Below are 21,131 nucleotides of genomic sequence, written 5' to 3'. Positions count from 1 at the left end.
GCGGGGCATCCCACAACAGGGACGACGCCGGTCACGGAAACCGCTGTATCGCTGCCATCAACCAAGCTGCGGCCCGGCCCGGCTTGCTACTAGAATCGGGCCTGACCTGAATGGAGCGGCGCATGGATCCCATCCTCATCGGCAAGGCCATCACCACGCCCGACGCACGGGCCGCGAGCGGCGGGCACGTGGTGCTGCAACCGCAGCTGGGCAACCGGCATGGCCTGGTGGCCGGCGCCACCGGCACCGGCAAGTCGGTGACCCTGATGGTGCTCGCCGAAGGCTTCTCGCGCATCGGCGTGCCGGTGTTCATGGCCGACGTCAAGGGCGACATAGCCGGCCTCGCCGTCGCTGGCACGATGAACGACAAGCTGCAGGCCCGGATCGATCGGATCGGCATCGACGGCTACGCCAGCGAAGGCAGTCCGACGGTGTTCTGGGACCTGTTCGGCAAGCTGGGGCACCCGGTGCGCACCACCGTCAGCGAGATGGGTCCCACCCTGCTGGCCCGCATCCTGGAACTCAACGACACCCAGTCGGGGATCCTGGAGATCGTCTTCCGCCTCGCCGACGACCGCGGCCTGCTGCTGCTCGACCTGGACGACCTGCGGGCCCTGCTCAACCTCGTCGCCGCCGAACGCAAGGACATCTCGACGAAGTACGGCCTGGTCACCACGCCCTCGATCGGTGCGATCCAGCGTGCCCTCCTCCGCCTGGAGGGCGAGGGCGCGAACATGTTCTTCGGCGAACCGGCGCTGGACCTGGCCGACCTGATGCGCACCACCCCCGACGGCCGGGGCGTGATCAACCTGCTGGCGGCCGACACGCTGGTGATGAAGCCGCGCCTGTACTCCAGTTTCCTGCTGTGGCTTTTGTCGGAGCTGTTCGAGCAGTTGCCCGAGGTCGGCGACCTGGACAAGCCCCGGCTGGTGTTCGTCTTCGACGAGGCCCACCTGTTGTTCGACGATGCCCCGGCGGCCCTGCGCCAGCGGGTCGAACAGGTGGTGCGCATCATCCGTTCCAAGGGCGTGGGCGTGTATTTCTGCTCCCAGTTCCCGGACGATGTGCCCGACGAGATCCTCGGCCAGCTCGGCAACCGGTTCCAGCACGCCCTGCGCGCCTACACGCCCCGCGACCAGAAGGCGGTCCGCACCGCGGCGGAGACCTTCGTCGCCAATCCCGCGCTGGACGTGGCCGAGGCGATCTCCCGCCTCGGCACCGGCGAGGCGCTGGTGTCCACGCTGCAGGATCGGGGCATCCCGATGCCGGTCGAACACACCCTGGTGGCGCCGCCGCGCTGCCGGATGGGCGCGATCACCGGGGCCGAGCGCGCCGCGGTCCGGGCCGGCAGCCCCGTGGGCATGAAGTACGACACCGCGATCGACCGCGAGTCGGCGGCCGAGATGCTGGCCGCGAAGGCCGCGACGGCTGCCCGCGAAGTGGAGGCGCCGCCCGCGCGTACCCGCGAACAGGACGACGCCGAGGACGGCGGCTTTGGCCAGGCGGTCAAGGACGCGGTATTCGGCACCAAGCGCCGCCAGGGGATGCTCGAGACGATGGGCAAGCAGACCGCGCGCACCGTCGGCAACCGCATCGGCCAGCAGATCGTACGCGGCCTGCTGGGCGGCCTGTTCGGCCGCAAGCGCTGACCCCCCGTGCACAGGACACCCATGATGCCCACCACCCGCCGACCCCTCGTCGCCCTCGTCCTCCTTCCGCTGGCCCTGGCGGCGTGCCAACCCGGCGAGCCTGCCGAAGACACGACCGCCGCCCCCGCACCGAATGCGGACGAGGCGCCAGCGGCGGTGCTGCACGAGGTGACGCCCGCCGACGCCGTGCCGGCCTCCGACGTCGACACGAAGGCGCTGCCCGGCCGCTTCCAGGGCACCCTGCCCTGCGCCAGCTGTCCGGGCATCGAGACCGTGCTGGCGCTGCGGGACGACGGCACGTTCGCGATCACCGAGCGCTACCGCGACGAGGCCGGCACGCACTTCGACATCGACGGCAGCTGGAGCGTGGAAGGCACCCGGGTCAGGCTGGATCCCAACGCCAAGGATGAGCAGGACCGCCTGTTCCAGTGGTCGCCGCCGGACGAACTGCGACTGCTCGACAGCGAGGGCCAGCCGATCGCTAGCGAGCCCGAACAGGGCCTGGTCCGCGTGCCAGGCCCGGGCTGAGGGGCACCGATGGGTCGCTGGCGACCACCGCCGGAAAAGAGCACCGCCCTGATCACGCGCGAGGGGCACGATCGCCTCAAACGTGAACTCGACGAGCTGTGGCGGGTGAAGCGCCCCGAGGTCGTGCAGGCGCTGGCCGCCGCCGCGGCCGAAGGCGACCGCTCCGAAAACGCCGAATACACCTACCGCAAGAAGCAACTGGGCGAGATCGACAGGCGCGTGCGCTACCTCAGCAAGCGGGTGCCGGCGCTGAAGGTGGTCGAGGGGCGGCCATCGGACCCGCGCGCGGTGTTCTTCGGCGCCAGCGTCGAGGTCGAGCGCGTGGACGACGGCGAGTGCCGGCGCTACCGGATCGTCGGTCCGGACGAGACCGACGCGCCGCGCGGCTGGATCAGCATCGATTCGCCGCTGGCCCGGGCGATGCTGAAGAAGCAGCTCGACGACGAGTTCGAGGCCAGCCTGCCGACCGGCCCCACCCGTTTCGTCATCGTCGGCGTGGACTACGGCATCTGAGGCGCTCCCGGTCGCGGGGCGGCGGAAACGAGAAAGGCGGGGATAGCGATATCCCCGCCTTTCGAGCGCGTCGGGGAACGGGTCCCACCGACGAGGTGCCATGCATTGGACGGCGGGTTCTTCGGGTCACCCGCCGCAACGAACCGCCCCACGCGCTGTGCGGTCCACGATACGCGCCCGGGGCTGCCGCGGGGCATCAGGGTTTCCCCGACACCACTCTAGGGGATTCCCCTATGACACCGGGCGTTCAGGCTGGGGGCCCTGCCATCCCGCCGCACGGCGTGCGACCCTAGCCGCATCGACCACGCGAGGCATCCGGAGCCGCCATGGAGATCGGCCTGCAGGGCATGACCACGGCCGTCGCGATCGGCCTGCTGGTCGGGCTGGTACGCGAGCGTCACCCGGCCCATGGCGCGGTCGCCCAGGCCGGCATCCGGACCCATGCCCTGGTCGCGATCGCCGCCGCGGTCGCCATCAGTTTCGGTCCCTGGCTGCTGGCCGTGCTGATGCTCGGGGTCGGCGCGCTGGCGGTGGTCGGGTATCGGCAAAGCCGCACCCAGGACCCCGGCCTGACCGGCGAGGTGGCCCTGCTGACCACGCCCCTGTTGGCCGCGCTGGCGCAATCGGCGCCGGCCTGGGCCGGCGGACTGGCCGTGGTGGTGGCCGGCCTGTTGTTCGCCAAGGAACCGCTCCAGGGTTTTGCCCGCCGCTGGCTGGCCGAACGCGAAGTGCAGGACGGTCTGATGCTCGCGGCCGCCGCGCTGGTGGTGCTGCCCTTGCTGCCGGACCGGCCGGTGGACCCCTGGGGCGTGCTGGTGCCGTCGGTGATCTGGCGGCTCGTCGTCCTGGTCATGGGCGTCGGCCTGCTGGGGCATCTCGCCCTTCGGCTGGTCGGCGCACGCTGGGGCCTGCCGCTGGCGGGCTTCCTGTCCGGCTTCGCGTCTTCGACCGCCGCGGTGGCCGGCTTGGGCCAACAGTCCCGCCAGGCGCCTGCCCGCGCCGCAGCGGCGGCCTCGGCGGCGCTGCTGGCGAACCTCGCCTCCTTGATGTTGCTGGCGGCCATCGTGGGCGCGACGTCGCCCGCGCTGCTGCGGGCCAGCGTCTGGCCGCTCGCCGCCGCCGGCCTGGCGGTCGCAGTGGCGGCGCTGCCGGGACTGCGCGACCGCGGCGAAAGCGCGAGCCCGCCGCCCACCGACGCCCCTGCATTCCATGTCGGACAGGCCTTGCTGCTCGGCCTGGTGTTCAGCGCCGTGCTGTTGGCGTCGGCCGGGCTGAGTCGACTGTTCGGCGACGCCGGGGCGATGGTCGCCGCCATGCTGGTCGCGCTGGCCGAGCTCCATCCGGCCGCCGCCAGCATCGCGCAACTGGCCGGCGGCGGCGAACTGGCGCTGGCGCATGCCCGCCTCGGACTGGCCGGCCTGCTGGTGTCGGCGGGCGTGGCCAAGAGCGTGATCGCCTTCGCCAGCGGCACCCGGCGCTACGCGCTGCAGGTCGCCGGCGGCCTGGCCGCGATGGCGACCGCCGCCGTGGCCCTGGCCCTGTCGATGGCGTGAGCCGGGGCATCTGCGCGCCTCGGCGATGGGGCGCGGCCCCGGGTGCGCTTCGCTTACCCGGGCTACGTGGGGTGATGCCGTCGCCGTTGATCTTGATCTTCGCGACTTCGAGGCCGCCGAGCACCGCAGGCCGTGGCGGCGGGAGAAGCGCCCTTGTCCGGGCGAAGCGGGTTTGGGCGCCGTGCCGCCATGACCCAGGCGCGCAGGGGACCGGTGCGACGAAGCCGGAGCGCGGCCGTTGCCCCGCTTCCGTGACAGGCGGCGCGCCCATGGCGCATCGCCGGGGGCGCGGCGTCAGTCCTCGAACGCGACCTCGCCGTAGAGGTCGTGCTCGTCGCTGCCCAGGATGGCGACATCGACGAACTCGCCCGGGCGCAGGCCGGCCTCGAAGCCGTTCTGGATCTGCACCAGGCCGTCGATCTCCGGCGCGTCGGCCATCGAGCGGGCGATCGCAAGATCGCCGTCGAGCGCGTCGACCAGGCAGCGCTGGGTGGTGCCGACGCGGGATTCGAGCTTCGCGGTGGAAATGTCGGCCTGCAGTTCCATGAACCGCGCCAGGCGCTCCTGCTTGACCTCCTCCGGCACCGGGTCGGGCAGGTCGTTGGCCTTCGCGCCCTCCACCGGCGAGTACGCGAACGCGCCCACGCGATCGAGCTGCGCCTCTTCGAGGAAATCGAGCAGCGATTCGAACTCGGCGTCGGTCTCGCCGGGGAAGCCGACGATGAAGGTGCTGCGGATGGTGATCTCCGGGCAGGTGGCGCGCCAGCGCTGGATCCGCTCCAGGGTCTTGTCGACCGCGCCCGGACGCTTCATCAGCTTGAGGATGCGCGGACTGGCGTGCTGGAACGGGATGTCCAGGTACGGCAGCAGCTTGCCTTCGGCCATCAGCGGGATGACGTCGTCCACGTGCGGGTACGGGTACACGTAGTGCAGCCGCGTCCACAGGCCCAGCTCGGACAGCCCCTCGCACAATGCCTTCATGCGCGTCTGGTAGGCCTTGCCTCGCCACTCGCGCTCGGCATACCTGAGGTCCACGCCGTAGGCGGAGGTGTCCTGCGAAATCACCAGCAGTTCCTTCACCCCGCCCATCGCCAGTTTCTCGGCCTCGCGAAGCACCTGGTCGACCGGCCGGCTCACGAGGTCGCCGCGCATGGAGGGGATGATGCAGAAGCTGCAACGGTGGTTGCAGCCCTCGGAGATCTTCAGGTACGCGTAGTGCTTGGGCGTGAGCTTGACGCCGATGTCGCTGCCCGCGTCGGCGGCGCGGCGCGGCACCAGGTCGACGAAGGGATCGTGGCGCGGCGGCAGCGCGTGGTGCACCGCGCCCATGACGCTGGCATAGTCCTGCGGGCCGCTGATGGACAGCACGCCGGGGTGAGCTTCGCGGATCACGTCCTCGCGCTTGCCCAGGCAGCCGGTGACGATCACCTTGCCGTTCTCGGCCATCGCCTCGCCGATCGCATCGAGCGACTCCGCGACCGCCGAATCGATGAAGCCGCAGGTGTTGACCACGACCACGTCGGCATCGTCGTAACTGGGCACGAGGTCGTAGCCCTCGACCTTGAGCTGGGTGAGGATGCGTTCGGAATCGACCAGGGCCTTCGGACAGCCGAGGCTGACGAAGCCGACCTTGGGATTGGCGGACTTGGTGTTCTGCAGGGACATGGATGCGCCGGGTTCAATCGCGTGCGCCGGATCGGCCGGCACGCCGGGACACGAATTATAGCGCTGGCGCTACCATGGACCCGCCACTGCCCTGCTCCCGGCTGAACATCCGGCCACGTCCCCACCCGATGGAGGTGCCCCATGGGCCACTGGACCGACCTCGACACCCCGCAAGGCCCCATCCGCGCCTGGCGCGAGGATCCCGCCGGCGTGCCCCGCGGCGGGATCGTCGTCCTGCAGGAGATCTTCGGCGTCAACGCCCACGTCCGCGACGTCACCCGCCGCGTCGCCGATGCCGGCTACAGCGCCCTGGCCCCGGCCCTGTTCGACCCGGTCGAGCGCGACGTCGAGCTGGACTACGACGATGCCGGCATCGCCCGCGGACGCGCGCTCGTCGCCCAGCTGGGGACCGAGCGCGCGGTGGACGGTGCGCGGGCCGCCGCCGAGCGGCTGCAGGGTGAAGGCCTGCGCACGGGCGCGGTCGGCTTCTGCTGGGGCGGCACGATCGCCTACCTGGCCAACACCCGCCTGGGACTGCCGGCGGTGAGCTACTACGGCACCCGCACCGCGGGCTTCCTGGACGAGGCCCTGCGCGCGCCGATGATGTTCCACTTCGGCGAGCACGACGCCAGCCTCCCGCCCGGGACGGTCCAGCGCCACCGCGATGCGCATCCGGGCGCACTCGTGCACGTCTACGATGCCGGGCACGGCTTCAATTGCGACCGTCGCGCCGACCACGCGCCGGCTGCCGCGGCCGAAGCCTGGCCGCGCACGCTCGCCTTCTTCGAGGACGCCCTGCGATGAACGCCTCCCGCTGGCACCTGCACCCGACCCTGGCCGAGGACACCCATCCGGTCGCCCAGTTCGGCCTGAGCGAGCTGCGCCTGATGGACGACGCCCACCACCCCTGGCTGATCCTGGTGCCGCGGGTCGACGGGGCGCGCGAACTGACCGACCTCAGGCCGTCCGAGCGCGCCACGCTGACCCGCGAGATCGACGTCGCCAGCCGCGCCCTGCTGGCCGTGTTCAAGCCCGACAAGCTCAACGTGGCGGCGCTGGGCAACGTCGTCGAGCAGCTGCACGTGCACGTGATCGCGCGCTTCCGCGGCGACATCGCCTGGCCCCGCCCGGTCTGGGGAACGGCGAGCGCCCGGCCTTACACGCCCGAGGCCCTGGTCGCGCGGATCAACGCCCTGCGCGACGCGCTCGACGCGTGAGTCCGGTGCCCCACGTCCGCGTCGAGGCCCTGGCCGACGATGCCTGGCTGCTGACGCTCGGCGACGCCATCGAGCCGGCGCTGCTGGCGCGCGTCCATGCGCGCGTCGACGACCTGCGGGCGACCGCGCCGCCCGGCATCCTCGACCTGGTCCCCGCATACGCCAGCATCGGCGTGTTCTTCGACCCGCTCCGGGTCGGCGCCGGCGAGGTCCGTGCCTGGTTGCAGGCCCGGCTGGACAGCGATGCGCTGCAACGGCGCGAAGGCGGCGGCGCCTGCATCGATGTGCCCGTGGCCTACGGTGGCGAATTCGGACCCGACCTGGAGGACGCCGCGCGCGAGCTGGGCCTGGACGCAGAGACACTGGCGTTGCGCCATGCCGCCGCCGAGTACACGGTGGCGATGATCGGTTTCGCGCCAGGTTTCCCTTATCTTGCCGGCCTCGATCCGGCGCTGGCGCTGCCGCGCCTGGCGACACCGCGCACGCGCGTCCCCGCCGGCTCGGTCGCCATCGGCGGCGCGCAGACCGGGATCTATCCGCGCGAAAGCCCCGGCGGCTGGCGCCTGCTCGGACGCACGCCGCTGGCGCTGTTCGAACCCGGTCGCGCGTCGCCGGCGCTGCTGCAACCCGGCGACCGCGTCCGCTTCCGCCCGATCGATGCCGACGCGTTCGCGCGCCTCGGCGAGGCGCGGGCATGAGCGCACGCGGTGCCGCCCACGTCGAAGTACTCGCCGCGGGGCCGCTGACGACGGTCCAGGATCGCGGCCGGACCGGTTGGCGCCATGTCGGCGTTGCCTGCGCGGGCGCGCTCGACCTCGATGCCGCGACGCTGGCCAACCGCCTGGTCGGCAACGCGCCGGGCGACGCGGTGCTCGAGTTCACACTGTCGGGCCCGCGCCTGCGCTTCGCCCGCCCGACCCGAGTGGCCCTGTGCGGTGCCCTGGTCGACGCGGTCTTCATCGCCATCGGGGGTCGCCCGTCCACCATCGGCCACGGCCGACCGGTGGACCTGCCGCCCGGCGAACTGCGCATCGGCCGGTTGCGCCTGGGCGTGCGCGGCTGGCTTGCCATCGCCGGCGGGATCGACGTCCCCACCTGCCTGGGCAGCCGCAGTACCGACCTGCGCGGTGGCTTTGGCGGGCTGGACGGGCGCCGCCTGCAGGCCGGCGACCGCCTGCCCCTCGGCCCCGCCCGCGTGGGTGGTATCCGACGGCCCCGGGCGCCTGCCTGGTGGGTGGAATTCGACGATCCACTGCCGACCGAACCCTGCATCCGTTACGTACCCGATGCACGCCCGGGGGCGGGCGCGTTGTCCGGTACCCGCTGGCAGCTCGACCCGCGCAGCAACCGCCAGGGCCTGCGCCTGAAAGGCGACGCACTGGACAGCCCCGGCGTCGAAACGATTTCCGCGGCGGTGGCGCCGGGCACCCTCCAGCTACCGCCGGACGGAAAACCGATCGTGCTGATGGCCGATGCCCAGGTGACCGGCGGCTACCCGCGGCTGGGCCACGTCGCCGCGGTCGACATGCCGCGACTGGCCCAGCTCGCGCCGGGGCAATGGCTGCAATGGCGCGCGATCGACGCGACCCAATCGCAACGCCTGTGGGCACTGCGGCGGGCGCAGTGGCATCGTTTGGCGCGCCTGCTGGACGAGCGCCTTCCCCCTGTCCCAGCCCGGGCGACGGGAATTGATCTACCCTGACCGCGACAACCACCATCGATTCCAGGGCCCCTGCATGCGCCGCATCGATTTCAACTGCGACCTCGGCGAAGGCTGCGGCGACGACGCCGCGATCGTCCCGCTGGTCAGCTCCGCCAGCATCGCCTGCGGCGGCCATGCCGGCGACGACGACAGCATGCGACGCACGCTGCGCCTGTGCCGCGAGCACGGGGTCGCCGTCGGCGCACACCCGGGTTTCGTCGACCGCGAACACTTCGGCCGGCGCGAGCTGCCGGTGACGCCCGGCCACGCCACCTTGCTGGTGACCGCGCAACTGCGCCGGCTCGCGCGCATCGCGGAGCAGGAGGGCATGCCACTGGTCCACGTCAAACCGCATGGCGCGCTGTACAACATCGCCGCCCGCGACGCCGACATCGCCGATGCGATCGCCGCGGCGGTGTTCGAGTTCGATTCCTCGCTGGTGCTCTTCGGGCTCTCGGGTTCGGCACTCACGCGCGCGGGCGTGGAGAACGGCCTGCGGGTCGCGCACGAGGTCTTCGCCGAACGCGGCTACGGCGCGGACGGTCGGCTGCTGCCGCGCGGCACGCCCGGCGCGGTACTCGACGGCATCGACGCGGCGGTCGCGCAGGCACGGGCGCTCGCACTCGATGGGACCGTGGGCCTGGCCGATGGCGGCGAACTGCGACTGCAGGCCGACACGCTGTGCCTGCATGGCGATCGCGAGGATGCCGCCGCCTTCGCCCGCGCCCTGCGCCGGGCCCTGGAGGCCGACGGCGTGGAAATCGCCGCGATCGGGGCCGCCCAATGAACGAGGCGCTGAACTACTGGCCCCTGCTCGGCGTGCTGTGCGTGGTGGTCGGCTTCGTATTGCGCTTCAACCCGGTGATCGTGGTGGTCGTGGCCGGCCTGGCCAGCGGCCTGCTGGCCGGCAAGTCGATCCCCGACCTGCTCGCGCTGCTGGGCACCAGCTTCGTCTCCAACCGCGCGTTGCTGCTGTTCGTGCTGACGCTGCCGACGATCGGCCTGCTCGAACGCGCGGGCCTGCGCGAGCACGTCCATGCATGGATCGGGCGCATGCAACGGCTGACCCTGTTCCGCCTGTTGCTTGGCTACCTCGGCCTGCGCCAGCTGCTCAGCATGCTGGGCCTGCACAACGTCGGCGGTCACGCGCAAACCGTGCGGCCGTTGCTGGCGCCGATGAGCGAGGCCGCCGCCGACCAGGCGCACGGAACGTTGCCCGACCACGAACGGCAGCGCCTGTTCGCGGTCGATGCGGCGACCGACAACGTGGGCCTGTTCTTCGGCGAGGACGTGTTCGTCGCGATCGGCGCCGTGCTGCTGATCCAGGGCTTCTACGCCGAACAGGGCATCGTCCTGGAGCCGCTGCACATCGCGCTGTGGGCGCTGCCGACCGCGATCGCCGCGTTCGTCATCCACGCCATCCGCCTGCGCTGGTACACGCGCGGCCTCACCGCACGGATGCAGCCACCGCTGGCCACGGACACGGCGTCGACGGGAGGCCGCGATGCTCGGCCTTGACCTGTTCTACCTCCTGCTGGGCCTGTTCCTGCTGTACGCGGGCGCGGTCAACCTGCGCCAGCGGCGATACGCGCACGGCGCGTTCTGGACCCTGGTCGCCGGCCTGATCGCCGGCGGCAACGCAGTCCTTCGCGCCAACGCGGCCGGCGATGCACTGCCGGCCCAGTGCGCGGGGGCGGCGATCATCGCGCTGGCCCTGCTGGCCCCGCGCATGCGCCGCGAGCACCTGGCCGAGGCGCCCGAGGCCCAGAGGCGCGCCTCGGCCGAACGGCTCGGCCATCGCCTGTTCGGCCCTGCGCTGATGATCCCGGTGATCACCGTGCTGGTGGTCCTGTTCGGCGACAAGCTGCAGTGGAATGGCCATCGCCTGTTCGGCGAGGGCAGCATCACCCTGATCGGCCTGGCCTTCGCAAGCGTGCTCTCGGCCCTGGCGGCGCTGCGCGTCACCCGCGCGAAACCGGTGCTGGCCCTGGCCGAGGGCCGGCGCCTGCTCGACACCATGGGCTGGGCGGCCATGTTGCCGCTGGTGCTGGCCGCGCTGGGCGGCGTGTTCGCCGCCAGTGGCGTCGGCGAGGCGGTGGCCAGCCTGGTCGCCGCGGTGATCCCGGCCGACAGTGCATTGGCCTGCGTGCTCGCCTATGGCCTGGGCATGGTGCTGTTCACGGTGATCATGGGCAACGCCTTCGCGGCGTTCCCGGTGATGACGGCCGGTATCGGACTGCCCCTGCTGGTACACCAGCACGGCGCGAATCCGGCCATCCTCGGCGCGCTGGGCATGTTGACCGGCTACTGCGGCACCCTGCTCACGCCGATGGCGGCGAACTTCAACCTGGTGCCGGCCGCGCTGCTGGAGCTCGACGATCCCAACGCCGTCATCCGCGCGCAGGTGCCCACCGCGTTGCCGCTGATGCTGGTCAACCTGGCACTCATGTACTGGCTGGTGTTCGCGTTCTGATCGCCGTCCGAACACCCGGGGCAAGCCGCTCCGGGCACGTGCGCGGCGCACTACAATGCGCGTATGGATACCGCCCCGCCCCGCGTTCGCCGCCCCTTGCCGCGCGTCCTCCTGACCGGCTTCGAGCCCTTCGGCGACGAGGCCGGCAACCCGAGCTGGGACGCCGTGCGCCTGCTCGAGGGCGCGCGCATCGCCGGCCACCGGGTGGCCACGCGCTGCCTGGCGGTCGAGTTCGGCCGTTCGCTCAGGCAACTGCGCGCCGCGATCCGCGAGACCACGCCGGCCCTGGTGGTCTGCGTGGGCCAGGCCGGCGGGCGCGCGCAGCTCTCGCTCGAGCGCATCGGGATCAACGTCGACGACGCACGCATCCCCGACAATGCCGGCCGCCAGCCGATCGACGCACCGGTGGTGGAAGGCGGCCCGGATGCCTACTTCAGCACGCTGCCGCTGAAGGCGATGCTGCATGCGCTGCGCGCGGCGGGCATACCGGCCGAGGTCTCGCAGACCGCCGGCACCTACGTCTGCAACCACGTCCTGTACGGGCTGATGCACGCCCTGCGCCGCCAGCGTCGCGTGCGCGGCGGTTTCATCCACGTGCCCTTTTCGCCGGCCCAGGCGGCCGCGCACCCCGGCGCCCCGAGCCTGCCCATCGCGACCGTGGCCGAAGGCCTGCGCGTGGCCTTGAGCGCCGCACTGACCACCACCGACGACCTGCGCCTGGCCGCAGGCGCCACCCACTGACGCCCCAAGGAACCCTGCATGCGCGCCCTCCTCCTCGCCACCCTGCTCGCCACCCTCGCAGCCGCATCCATCGGCAGCGCCGATGCCGCCACCCAGGGCTACTACGACCGCGCCGCGCAGGAAGCCGCGCGCAATGGCCAGCAGTCCGTCAGCCTCTACGTGGACGTGGACTTCGGCGCGCGCAAGACCGGTGCGGCGAACGAGCTCAACCAGGCCCATCGCGCCTTCAATGCCAACGGATACCGCGTGGTCGATGTCGTCGGCTACACCGAGAACGGCGACCTGCAGGGCTTTTTCGTCACCTACGTCCGCGGCTGACGCGGGCAGGCGCGCGACCTGTCCCGCCCCGTCATGGAAAACCCGCCTTTCGGCGGGTTTCGTGCAATCGACGACCCGTCGCCCGGGCCGGCTCAGGTGCGCGGCAGGGTGACGCCGGTCTGGCCCTGGTACTTGCCGCCCCGGTCCTTGTAGGACGTCTCGCAGACTTCGTCGGACTGGAAGAACAGCATCTGCGCCACGCCTTCGTTCGCATAGATGCGCGCCGGCAGCGGCGTGGTGTTGCTGAACTCCAGGGTCACGTGGCCCTCCCACTCCGGTTCGAGCGGAGTGACGTTGACGATGATCCCGCAGCGCGCGTACGTGCTCTTGCCCAGGCAGACGACCAGGGTGTCGCGCGGTATGCGGAAGTACTCCACCGTGCGCGCCAGGGCGAAGGAGTTCGGCGGGATGATGCACTGGTCGGCCTCGACGTCGACGAAACTGCCCGGGTCGAAGTGCTTGGGGTCGACGATGGTCGAGTTGATGTTGGTGAACACCTTGAACTCCCGCGAGCAGCGCACGTCGTAGCCGTAGCTCGAGGTGCCGTAGCTCACGATCCGCTCGCCGCCCACGTGCTTGACCTGGCCCGGCTCGAAGGGCTCGATCATGCCCTGTTCCTCGGCCATGCGACGGATCCAGCGGTCGGACTTGATGCTCATCTCGAAGGGGTCACCTGTCTTGGGGAACGCCGATTCTAGCGGCAGGCCGGTCCGGATGCCCGCGCCCGATGGCAAAAGGGCCCGGTCGCCCGGGCCCTTCCGGTTCCACTGCCAGCGCGGGGTTCAGAACCCGCTGGCGTCAAGGCGACCGCCGGTGAGCACCTTGCCCTGCAGGGACGGCGTGGAAACGGCGGCGTTCAGGATCGCCGCCTTGACCTGCGCGGCCGTCGCCGCCGGGTGCGAGGACGCGTACAGGGCGGCCGCGCCGGTCACGTGCGGCGTCGCCATCGAGGTACCGCTGTAACTGGCGTAGGCCGAGACCACGTTGCCCTTGGAACGGGTCGGCACGGTCGATGCGATCCCGGACCCGGGCGCGCCGATGTCGACCGTGGTGGCGCCCCACTGGGAGAAGCTCGACAGCGCGCCGCTGCTGGTGATCGAGGCGACCGCGATGATGTTGGCGTTCGGGTAGTTGGACGGGTAGCTGGCCTGGGCATCGTTGTCGTAGGCATCGTTGCCCGCCGCGGCGATGAACAGGATGTCGGCGTCGCCGGCGCGACCGATCGCGTCCTGCAGCGCCTGCGAGAAGCCTCCGCCGCCCCAGGAGTTGTTGGTCGCCACGATGTTCATGTTGTGGCGGACCTTCAGGTCCGTCATGTAGTCGATCGCCTCGATCGCGTCGGCGGTACTGCCGCCGCGACGGCCGAGGAAGCGTCCACTGATGAGCTTGACGCCCGACCAGCACACGCCGGCCACGCCCTTCCCGTTGCCGCCCACGCCGGCGATGGTGCCCGAGACGTGGGTGCCATGGTCGTCGTTGACGCCGCCGGAGTTGATGTCGTTGCTGCCGCCCTCGAAGTCCCAGCCGTGGACGTCGTCGACGTAGCCGTTGCCGTCGTTGTCCACGCCGTCGACCGGATCGTAGGGGTTGGTCCAGACGTTGGCCGCCAGGTCTTCGTGGTTGTAGTAGATGCCTTCGTCGATGACGCCGACATAGACGTTGCTGCAGTCGGTGTGGCCGGCGGCCCAGGCTTCCGCCGCCTGCGAGCCGTACGCGTTGGCCGGGCTGCTGGTGTTGCCGTACATGCCCCACAGCGAACCATTGGTGTACAGCGGGTCGTTGGACGTCGCGTTGTGCCGGTAGGTCCAGTTGGGCTCGGCGTATTCCACGCTGGGGTCGCCCTGCAGCGCTTCGATCGCCGCGGCGACGCCCAGTCCCCTGGGCAGGCGCATCAGGACGACATCGCCGCCCTTGCCGCCGGCGCGCAGGGTGCGCACCGCGCTGGCGCCGAGGCCACCGCGCACGGCGCCTTGCTGCGAAGCGACGGTGCCGTCGCGGAACTTCACGATCAGGGCATCGGCCTGGTGCGGCTTGCCGGCCTTGAGGCCGGACATCACCAGGTCCGGGCGACCGCCCGCGAACGCGGTGGCCGACAGGCCCAGCGCGGCGACGACGGCGCCGGCCAGCAGGGAATTGCGAACGACTCGATTCATGCTTCAAACCTCCGGAACAGGGATGGTTCGCGACGCCCGGGACATGGGCGACCGGCCGACACTAGCACCGGCCCGGCGGGCCGGAGTGTGCGCCGCAGCATGAAAACCGGGACGGGAGCGCGCTAGCCGAGCAGCGACGCCGCGATCGGCTGCGCGGCCCGCGGCCGCTCCGCGAGCCGTGCGGCCAGGGCCCGCGCCGCCGACCTGTAGGCCTGCGCCGCAGCGGAATCCGGCGCGGAGGCGACCACCGGAACGCCCGCATCGCCCTGTTCACGAATGCCCACGTCGAGCGGCAGGCTGCCCAGCAGCGGCACCCCGTAGCGCTCGGCCATCGCGCGTCCACCGCCACTGCCGAACACGTGCTCGGCATGCCCGCAGTGGGAGCACACGTGCACGGCCATGTTCTCGAGCAGGCCCAGCACCGGCACCTCGACCTTCTCGAACATCTTCAGCGCCTTGCGCGCGTCCAGGGTGGCGATCTCCTGCGGCGTGGTGACGATGACCGCGCCGGCGACCGGGATCTTCTGCGACAGGGTCAACTGGATGTCGCCCGTGCCCGGCGGCAGGTCGACGATCAGGTAGTCGAGCACCTCGCCGTTGCCCCAGCGGGTCTGTTCGAGCAGTTGGGTCAGGGCCGAGGTCGCCATGGGCCCGCGCCAGATCATCGGCGTGTCCTGGTCCACGAGCAGTCCGATCGACATCGCCTCGACGCCATGGGCCCGCATCGGTTCGATGCTCTTGCCGTCGGGGCTGTCGGGACGGCCGGACAGGCCCAGCATGGCCGGCACGCTGGGGCCGTAGATGTCGGCATCGAGCACGCCGACCCGCGCGCCGTCGGCGGCCAGCGCCAGGGCGAGGTTGACCGCGGTGGTGGACTTGCCCACCCCGCCCTTGCCCGAGCCGATGGCGATGATGTTGCGGATGCCCGGCAGCGGCGCGAGGTTGGGCTGGACGGCGTGCGTGGAGACATTCATTGCGTGGGTCCGGTATGACGACAGGCCGCGCGGGGCGACCGCAGCGCCCATTGTACGCGCCGGCTCCACGACCACCGGTGTCCATACGGCACCGTTGTGGACGAGTCCTGTCCATTGGGATAGGGTCACCGACGGGGGAGCCGTTCAGCCGTGATACACCTGACGTCACCTTGCCCGGGCATGGCCGGGCTTGGCGCCCACGGGAATCAGGGGACACACAGCCATCCGGAGCGGGCACGCCCGTTTCCAACCCGGTGAGCCGATCCGGGCCATGGCCCGTGGGCGCGCCACTCCCGATTCCAAGGAATGCCGACCCATCCACGCAAGAGCCAAGGATTCATGAAGACAAAGACCCACAGCCTGCGACTCGCGGCCGCCTGCCTTTCACTGGCGGCGACCTGCGCCTTCGCCCGCGAACCCATCCCCGCCGATGCGTTCGCGCGCGTCCCCGCCATCCAGTCGGTTTCCATGAGCACCGACGGCAAGAACCTGGTCGCCCTCATCGCCGCTCCCGGGACGGACGACAAGGAAACAGCACTCGCCACCTGGAACCTGGACGATCCGGATTCCAACCCGGTCGTCACCCCCTCGGGCGATCGCATGAAGTTCATCGCCGCCAACGCAATGAAGGCCGACCGCGTGCTCGCGCTTGCGCGACAGGAGTGGACCGGCGCGCTCGGCGGCTGTGGCGAAGGCAAGTCGACCGGCGCCACGCGCACCTTCGTCACCAAGCTCTACCTGACCCATACCGACCTCAAGGAGTTCGACGAGGCCTTCGCCAACAAGCGCGGCAACGTCGGCGTCAGCGAGGCCACCCAGCGCTGCTTCGAGCTGTCGGGCTCGGCCAACCTGGTGAACACCCTGCCGCTCGACCCCGAGAACGTGATCATCTCGCAGGTCAACCAGGCGGACTTCAGTTCGAGCTACCTGCTCTACAACCTGCGCACCGAGACCACCAAGCTGCTGTTCCGCGGTGGTGGCCGCTCGCAGCCCGGCCTGTTCGACCCGCGTACGGGCGACCTGCTGACGCGCACCGAGCTTGAAGCAACCTCCGGGACGGAGTTCGAACAGCGCATCCTGATCAAGAACCCGGAGACGGGTGAGTTCGAGACCCACGACAACCTCACCACCAAGCTCAGCGAGCGTTTCTCGCTCGACATCGTGGGACGCGACGAGGAGAGCGGGAAGTTCTACGTCCTGACCGACCTGTTCTCCGACAAGATCCAGGCCTGGATGTACGACGCCCAGCGCCACGAATTCGACAAGGAGGCCCTGGTCGCGCACCCGACGTTCTCCATCTCGGGCCTGGTGCTGGGCTCGCAGCCGAGCAACTTCAACCGGATCCTCGGTTTCACCGTCTCCGGCCCCGAGCCGCAGACCATCTTCACCGATCCGGAGATGAAGTCGATCCACGACGGCCTCAAGAACGCCTACCCGGGCCAGACCGTCTCGATCCGCAACTACAACGACGACCTTTCGCGGATCCTGTTCTCGACCGAGAGCGCACAGAACCCCCCGGCCTATTACCTGCTGCTCGACCGCAAACAGGTCAAGCTGCTGGGCAAGTCGCGTCCGTGGATGGACACCGCCTCGATCGGCCGCCAGGAGTGGGTGACCTACCCGGCCCGCGACGGCATGCAGATCCCGGCCGTGCTGGACCTGCCGGCCGGATGGACCAAGGCCGATGGTCCGCTGCCGACCATCATCCATCCGCATGGCGGTCCCTGGGCGCGCGATTACACCGGCTGGGACGGTTCGGGCTGGGTGCCGTTCCTGACCTCGCGTGGTTACGCGGTGCTGCGGCCGAACTACCGCGGCTCCTCGGGCCTGGGGCGCAAGCTGTGGCTGGCCGGCGACGGCAAGTGGGGCCAGGGCATGCAGGACGACAAGGACGACGCGGCGGCATGGCTGGTCCAGCAGGGCATCGCCGACAAGGACCGCATCGCGATCTTCGGCTACTCCTATGGCGGGTTTGCCGCCGCCGCCGCCGTCGTCCGCCCGAACAGCCCGTACCAGTGCGCGATCGCGGGTGCCCCGGTGACCGACCTGGGCCGGATCGGCATGTCGTGGTCGGACAACCGCCTGCAGCGGATCCTCCAGGGCAACACGGTCAAGGGCATGGATCCCATGCGCAACACCGACAAGGCCAACATCCCGGTCCTGCTTTACGTGGGCGACCGCGACGTGCGCACGCCCAAGTTCCATGCCGAGGACTTCTATGCCGGCGTGCGCCGCAAGGTGCCGGCGAAGCTGGAGATCATCCCGGACATGCCTCACAGCATGCCCTGGTACTACCGCCACCAGATCCAGACGCTCGACCTGATCGAGGACTATCTGGCCAACGAATGCGGTCCGAACGGGCTTTGACCGTCGCGATACGCAGGGGCGGGCCGCACGGGCCCGCCTCCACCCGCCCGGCATTCCCGCCGGGCACACAGGATGAACAGGCGCGCGTAAGCGAAAGAGATGACCGCATCAAGTCATTCCCGAGCGGACATTTGCTTTTCGTTAACCCGGCTGTTTACACTCGCTTAACGTAAGCACAACAATTTGCTTACGTTTTGGGGATCAACCACTTTAGGGGAACCACCACCATGCAAGTTGATGGTAAGAAGCGCCTGACCATGAACAGGCTTCCGCTTTTCGTCGCCATGCTCGGCTGCCTCTACGGCGCACCGGCCCTGGCCCAGGAAGCGACCGAAACCGAGACCGAAACCTCCGCCACGGAAGCCGCCCAGGCCTCCGACAGCCAGCCCACCGAGCTCGACAAGATCACGGTGACCGGCTCGCTGCTCCGCCGCGTCGAATACGACTCCATCTCGCCGGTACAGGTCATCACCGCCGACTCCGCCGTCGAGATCGGCCAGGTCGACGCCGGTGAATTCCTGCAGCAGTCGAGCGTCGCCGCCGGCTCCACCCAGATCAACAACCAGTTCGGCGGCTTCGTCGTCGAAGGTGGCCTGGGCGTCCAGACGGTCGGCCTGCGCGGCCTCGGCGCCCAGCGCACGCTGGTGCTGATGGACGGCAAGCGCCCCGGTCCCTCGGGTACCCGCGGCCAGGTCCAGGCGTTCGACCTCAGCGTCCTGCCGACCAGCGTCATCCAGCGCGTTGAGATCCTGAAGGACGGCGCGTCCTCGATCTACGGCTCCGACGCCGTCGCCGGCGTCGCGAACTACATCACCCGCCGCAACATCGACCGCCCGGAAATCTTCGTCCAGGGCCGCATGCCCTTCGACGGCGGCGGCGAGACCTTCGGCGTCTCCGCGGCCACCGGCTGGAACTTCGACAACAGCAACATCGTGATCGGCGCCGAGTGGCAGAAGTACGAGCCGCTGAAGGTCGGCGACCGCGACTACTTCAACTGCCCGCGCGACCTCGTCCGCGACGCGGACGGCAACATCATCGATCGCGAAGACCGCTCGATCACCGCTGGCACGTCGCTGGGCGGCTGCAACAACCTGTACGCCAACACCGTCATCGACGCGCTGTTCGGCACCCGCTACGTCCCGTCGCCGGACGGCACCACCGTCGGCATGATCCCCGGCTACCGTCCGCGCGCCAACGGCCGTTACGACGATGCCAACGGCGAGGCGTTCTACGAGGACGTGCTGAACTACGACTTCTACAAGAACCAGTACATCCTCAACGAGTCAGAGCGCTTCAAGTTCTACGGCAGCGCCAGCGTCGCCTTCGACAGCATCAACTGGGACACCCAGGTGATGGCCTCGCGCCGCGAGACCAGCTCCGAGCGCTTCCGCCAGTTCTTCCCGCTGGTCGGTGGCGCCACGGCCCTCATCCCGGGCTACAGCTACGCCAACGACCCGACATACGCCGCGCCGGTGGACTCGGGCATCGCGCAGCCGGTCATTCCGTTCCGCTCGAACAACAGCGAGAAGATCGACTACTACTACCTGACCACGGGCCTGAACGGCATCTTCAGCTCGACCGACACCTGGTCCTGGCAGGCCAACCTGTCGTACACCTACTCGGACGGCGACTACACGGGGCTGGGCATCGTGGCCTCGCGCTCGGGCGACGTGCAGTTCGACGACGACGCGCCGGTCCTGGATTACTTCAGTCCTGGCGTGCTGAGCGGCGAGAACATGGACGAGCTGGAGGCGCAGATTGGTCAATACAACACGGGTAACACCGTCTACGACCAGTTGGTGTTCACCGGCATCGCCACCGGCGACCTGTTCGAACTGCCGGCCGGCCCGGTGGCTTCCGCGTTCGGCGTCGAGTACCGCGACTTCAGCATCGACGACCAGCCCAGCGAACTGTCGCAGAACGGCGACCTGTGGGGCCAGTCCTCCGCCCAGGTCACCAAGGGCGACGACCACGTGACCGAGCTGTTCATGGAAGTCGAGGCGCCGCTGCTCGCCGGCATCCCGGGCATCGAGTCGCTGACCGTCAACGCCTCGGCCCGCTGGTTCGACTACGCGTCGGTCGATGATTCCGACTACGTCTGGAAGACCGGACTGAGCTGGCAGGTCACCCCGTCGTTCCGCATGCGGGCGACGACCGGTACGTCCTACCGCGCACCGGGCCTGTACGAGCTGTACCTGGGCAACCAGACCGGCTTCCTGAGCCAGCTGAACATCGATCCCTGCATCGACTGGGCGAACTCGAACAATGCGACCCTGGCGGCCAACTGCGCAGCCGCGGGCATCCCCGGTGATTACGCGGGTGGCGCTTCGTCCGCCACGGTCGTCTCGGGCGGTGGCGCGGGCGTGCTGGATCCGGAAACCTCCGAAGCCAGCACGGTGGGCATCGTGTTCACCCCGCAGTTCGCCGACTTCAGCATCGCCCTGGACTACTTCTCGATCGAAGTGAACGACCAGATCGGCCAGCTGGGCGCCGGTGCGATCCTGGGTGGCTGCTACGGTTCGCCGAACTACCCGAACGCGTTCTGCGACCTGTTCGACCGCAATCCGACGAACGATCCGACTGCGCCGCATGCGATCACCGAGGTCCGTGACTCGTACATCAACATCAACAAGCAGCGTACCCGCGGTTACGACCTGCTCGTCCGTTACGAGAACGAATTCCCGGCCGGCAAGCTGGACGTCCAGGGTGAAGCCACCTACGTGTTCGAGGACTTCCAGCAGCTGTTCGACCCGGACCAGGCCAGCGGCTTCGACACCGACGACTTCAACGGCGACATCGGCCGCCCGAAGGTCGTGGCCAACCTGCGCACCGCGTTCGAGCGCAACGACTGGACCTACACCTGGTTCATGAACTACGTGCACGGCACCAGCGCGCTGGGCGAAGACGTCGTTGCCCCGTACTTCGGCTTTCCCGGTGGCGGCTACCGCGACGTGACGGCCGAGCGCGCGGTGTACCACGGCTTCTCGGTCCGTTACGACCAGCCCGACTGGTCGATCCTGGTGGGCGTGCGCAACATCTTCGACCAGGATCCGCCGACCATTTCCGGCGGTATCAACCGCTCGGTTTACGGCAACGTCCCGGCATTCGCCACCCAGTACGACTGGTACGGTCGCACCGGTTACATCCAGTTCAACTACAAGTTCTGATCGAACCGGACACGTTCCACGCGGTACCCGACAAGGGCGGCAGCAATGCCGCCCTTGTTGTTCATGGGGGCAGGCGCCCCCTTCCATACGCACGCGAATGCGGTATAAAGG

19 protein-coding genes are annotated in these 21,131 nt (G+C 69.9%); 15 read left to right on the top strand and 4 right to left on the bottom strand.

The window, feature by feature from the left end:
* Nucleotides 1–122: 122 nt before the first annotated feature.
* From H4F98_RS08770 to H4F98_RS08755, 4 genes are all read left to right on the top strand, one after another.
* Nucleotides 123–1,649 (top strand): helicase HerA-like domain-containing protein, encoded by a 1,527-nt coding sequence (locus H4F98_RS08770; RefSeq protein WP_182686828.1) that lies wholly within the window; start codon nucleotides 123–125, stop codon nucleotides 1,647–1,649.
* Between the two features lie 24 nt (nucleotides 1,650–1,673).
* Complete coding sequence (locus tag H4F98_RS08765) at nucleotides 1,674–2,177, top strand: copper resistance protein NlpE (protein ID WP_182686826.1); 504 nt, start codon at nucleotides 1,674–1,676, stop codon at nucleotides 2,175–2,177.
* 9 nt (nucleotides 2,178–2,186) lie between these two features.
* Nucleotides 2,187–2,690, top strand: a complete 504-nt coding sequence (gene greB, locus H4F98_RS08760) for a transcription elongation factor GreB (RefSeq protein ID WP_182686824.1) — start codon at nucleotides 2,187–2,189, stop codon at nucleotides 2,688–2,690.
* Between the two features lie 326 nt (nucleotides 2,691–3,016).
* A complete protein-coding gene (locus tag H4F98_RS08755; RefSeq protein WP_182686822.1) occupies nucleotides 3,017–4,243 on the top strand; it encodes an MgtC/SapB family protein in 1,227 nt (408 codons plus the stop codon).
* A 294-nt stretch (nucleotides 4,244–4,537) separates the two neighbouring features.
* Here H4F98_RS08755 and rimO read toward each other — a convergent pair whose 3' ends face one another.
* The gene (gene rimO / locus H4F98_RS08750; RefSeq protein WP_182686820.1) at nucleotides 4,538–5,908 is read right to left on the bottom strand and encodes a 30S ribosomal protein S12 methylthiotransferase RimO; all 1,371 of its coding nucleotides are present in this window, start codon (nucleotides 5,906–5,908) and stop codon (nucleotides 4,538–4,540) included.
* Nucleotides 5,909–6,049: 141 nt separating this feature from the next.
* On the opposite strand from rimO, the gene H4F98_RS08745 reads away from it, so the two are divergent.
* The 9 genes from H4F98_RS08745 (at nucleotide 6,050) to H4F98_RS08705 (ending at nucleotide 12,359) form a co-directional block, all read left to right on the top strand.
* Nucleotides 6,050–6,712 carry a dienelactone hydrolase family protein gene (locus H4F98_RS08745; protein WP_182686818.1) on the top strand — a complete coding sequence of 221 codons (663 nt, stop codon included), beginning with the start codon at nucleotides 6,050–6,052 and terminating at the stop codon, nucleotides 6,710–6,712.
* Nucleotides 6,709–7,125, top strand: coding sequence for an HIT domain-containing protein (locus H4F98_RS08740; RefSeq protein WP_182686815.1), 417 nt, complete (start codon nucleotides 6,709–6,711; stop codon nucleotides 7,123–7,125). Before H4F98_RS08745 ends, H4F98_RS08740 begins: the two co-directional genes overlap by 4 nt.
* Nucleotides 7,122–7,823, top strand: coding sequence for a 5-oxoprolinase subunit PxpB (pxpB, locus tag H4F98_RS08735; protein ID WP_343064750.1), 702 nt, complete (start codon nucleotides 7,122–7,124; stop codon nucleotides 7,821–7,823). The genes H4F98_RS08740 and pxpB overlap by 4 nt, the downstream gene beginning before the upstream one ends.
* On the top strand, nucleotides 7,820–8,827 hold the full coding sequence (locus tag H4F98_RS08730) for a 5-oxoprolinase subunit C family protein (RefSeq protein ID WP_182686811.1): 1,008 nt from the start codon (nucleotides 7,820–7,822) through the stop codon (nucleotides 8,825–8,827). Before pxpB ends, H4F98_RS08730 begins: the two co-directional genes overlap by 4 nt.
* Nucleotides 8,828–8,861: 34 nt before the next feature.
* Nucleotides 8,862–9,614 (top strand): 5-oxoprolinase subunit PxpA, encoded by a 753-nt coding sequence (locus H4F98_RS08725; RefSeq protein WP_182686809.1) that lies wholly within the window; start codon nucleotides 8,862–8,864, stop codon nucleotides 9,612–9,614.
* On the top strand, nucleotides 9,611–10,345 hold the full coding sequence (locus H4F98_RS08720) for a DUF969 domain-containing protein (protein WP_182686808.1): 735 nt from the start codon (nucleotides 9,611–9,613) through the stop codon (nucleotides 10,343–10,345). Before H4F98_RS08725 ends, H4F98_RS08720 begins: the two co-directional genes overlap by 4 nt.
* Complete coding sequence (locus H4F98_RS08715) at nucleotides 10,332–11,300, top strand: DUF979 domain-containing protein (protein ID WP_182686806.1); 969 nt, start codon at nucleotides 10,332–10,334, stop codon at nucleotides 11,298–11,300. The genes H4F98_RS08720 and H4F98_RS08715 overlap by 14 nt, the downstream gene beginning before the upstream one ends.
* A 63-nt stretch (nucleotides 11,301–11,363) precedes the next feature.
* On the top strand, nucleotides 11,364–12,041 hold the full coding sequence (gene pcp / locus H4F98_RS08710) for a pyroglutamyl-peptidase I (RefSeq protein ID WP_220479147.1): 678 nt from the start codon (nucleotides 11,364–11,366) through the stop codon (nucleotides 12,039–12,041).
* Nucleotides 12,042–12,059: 18 nt separating this feature from the next.
* On the top strand, nucleotides 12,060–12,359 hold the full coding sequence (locus H4F98_RS08705) for a hypothetical protein (protein WP_182686804.1): 300 nt from the start codon (nucleotides 12,060–12,062) through the stop codon (nucleotides 12,357–12,359).
* Nucleotides 12,360–12,451: 92 nt separating this feature from the next.
* On the opposite strand, the gene dcd is transcribed toward H4F98_RS08705, so the two are convergent.
* The 3 genes from dcd to apbC all read right to left on the bottom strand — a co-directional run bounded on the left by dcd (nucleotide 12,452) and on the right by apbC (nucleotide 15,486).
* Nucleotides 12,452–13,018 carry a dCTP deaminase gene (gene dcd / locus H4F98_RS08700; protein ID WP_141519327.1) on the bottom strand — a complete coding sequence of 189 codons (567 nt, stop codon included), beginning with the start codon at nucleotides 13,016–13,018 and terminating at the stop codon, nucleotides 12,452–12,454.
* 123 nt (nucleotides 13,019–13,141) lie between these two features.
* Complete coding sequence (locus tag H4F98_RS08695; protein ID WP_182686802.1) at nucleotides 13,142–14,512, bottom strand: S8 family peptidase; 1,371 nt, start codon at nucleotides 14,510–14,512, stop codon at nucleotides 13,142–13,144.
* 122 nt (nucleotides 14,513–14,634) lie between these two features.
* Complete coding sequence (gene apbC / locus H4F98_RS08690; RefSeq protein WP_182686800.1) at nucleotides 14,635–15,486, bottom strand: iron-sulfur cluster carrier protein ApbC; 852 nt, start codon at nucleotides 15,484–15,486, stop codon at nucleotides 14,635–14,637.
* A 339-nt stretch (nucleotides 15,487–15,825) separates the two neighbouring features.
* Between apbC and H4F98_RS08685 the strand changes: the two genes are divergently transcribed.
* Together H4F98_RS08685 and H4F98_RS08680 are read left to right on the top strand one after the other, a co-directional pair.
* Nucleotides 15,826–17,853: an alpha/beta hydrolase family protein gene (locus H4F98_RS08685; RefSeq protein ID WP_182686798.1), complete on the top strand. Its 2,028-nt coding sequence runs from the start codon at nucleotides 15,826–15,828 to the stop codon at nucleotides 17,851–17,853.
* Nucleotides 17,854–18,110: 257 nt separating this feature from the next.
* A complete protein-coding gene (locus H4F98_RS08680) occupies nucleotides 18,111–21,020 on the top strand; it encodes a TonB-dependent receptor domain-containing protein (protein ID WP_182686796.1) in 2,910 nt (969 codons plus the stop codon).
* Nucleotides 21,021–21,131 lie beyond the last annotated feature (111 nt).

It is taken from the genome of Marilutibacter spongiae, assembly GCF_014145325.1.
GTDB lineage: Bacteria > Pseudomonadota > Gammaproteobacteria > Xanthomonadales > Xanthomonadaceae > Marilutibacter > Marilutibacter spongiae.
This window is presented reverse-complemented; position numbering and strand designations above follow the sequence as displayed.

Coding starts and splice junctions, on each gene's coding strand:
- H4F98_RS08715 (WP_182686806.1), top strand. CDS start 10,332: ATGCTCGGCCTTGACCTGTTCTACCTCCTGCTGGGCCTGTTCCTGCTG.
- H4F98_RS08745 (WP_182686818.1), top strand. CDS start 6,050: ATGGGCCACTGGACCGACCTCGACACCCCGCAAGGCCCCATCCGCGCC.
- H4F98_RS08725 (WP_182686809.1), top strand. CDS start 8,862: ATGCGCCGCATCGATTTCAACTGCGACCTCGGCGAAGGCTGCGGCGAC.
- rimO (WP_182686820.1), bottom strand. CDS start 5,908: ATGTCCCTGCAGAACACCAAGTCCGCCAATCCCAAGGTCGGCTTCGTC.
- dcd (WP_141519327.1), bottom strand. CDS start 13,018: ATGAGCATCAAGTCCGACCGCTGGATCCGTCGCATGGCCGAGGAACAG.
- apbC (WP_182686800.1), bottom strand. CDS start 15,486: ATGAATGTCTCCACGCACGCCGTCCAGCCCAACCTCGCGCCGCTGCCG.
- pcp (WP_220479147.1), top strand. CDS start 11,364: ATGGATACCGCCCCGCCCCGCGTTCGCCGCCCCTTGCCGCGCGTCCTC.
- H4F98_RS08705 (WP_182686804.1), top strand. CDS start 12,060: ATGCGCGCCCTCCTCCTCGCCACCCTGCTCGCCACCCTCGCAGCCGCA.
- H4F98_RS08740 (WP_182686815.1), top strand. CDS start 6,709: ATGAACGCCTCCCGCTGGCACCTGCACCCGACCCTGGCCGAGGACACC.
- H4F98_RS08770 (WP_182686828.1), top strand. CDS start 123: ATGGATCCCATCCTCATCGGCAAGGCCATCACCACGCCCGACGCACGG.
- H4F98_RS08680 (WP_182686796.1), top strand. CDS start 18,111: ATGAACAGGCTTCCGCTTTTCGTCGCCATGCTCGGCTGCCTCTACGGC.
- H4F98_RS08730 (WP_182686811.1), top strand. CDS start 7,820: ATGAGCGCACGCGGTGCCGCCCACGTCGAAGTACTCGCCGCGGGGCCG.
- greB (WP_182686824.1), top strand. CDS start 2,187: ATGGGTCGCTGGCGACCACCGCCGGAAAAGAGCACCGCCCTGATCACG.
- H4F98_RS08720 (WP_182686808.1), top strand. CDS start 9,611: ATGAACGAGGCGCTGAACTACTGGCCCCTGCTCGGCGTGCTGTGCGTG.
- H4F98_RS08765 (WP_182686826.1), top strand. CDS start 1,674: ATGCCCACCACCCGCCGACCCCTCGTCGCCCTCGTCCTCCTTCCGCTG.
- H4F98_RS08695 (WP_182686802.1), bottom strand. CDS start 14,512: ATGAATCGAGTCGTTCGCAATTCCCTGCTGGCCGGCGCCGTCGTCGCC.
- H4F98_RS08755 (WP_182686822.1), top strand. CDS start 3,017: ATGGAGATCGGCCTGCAGGGCATGACCACGGCCGTCGCGATCGGCCTG.
- H4F98_RS08685 (WP_182686798.1), top strand. CDS start 15,826: ATGAAGACAAAGACCCACAGCCTGCGACTCGCGGCCGCCTGCCTTTCA.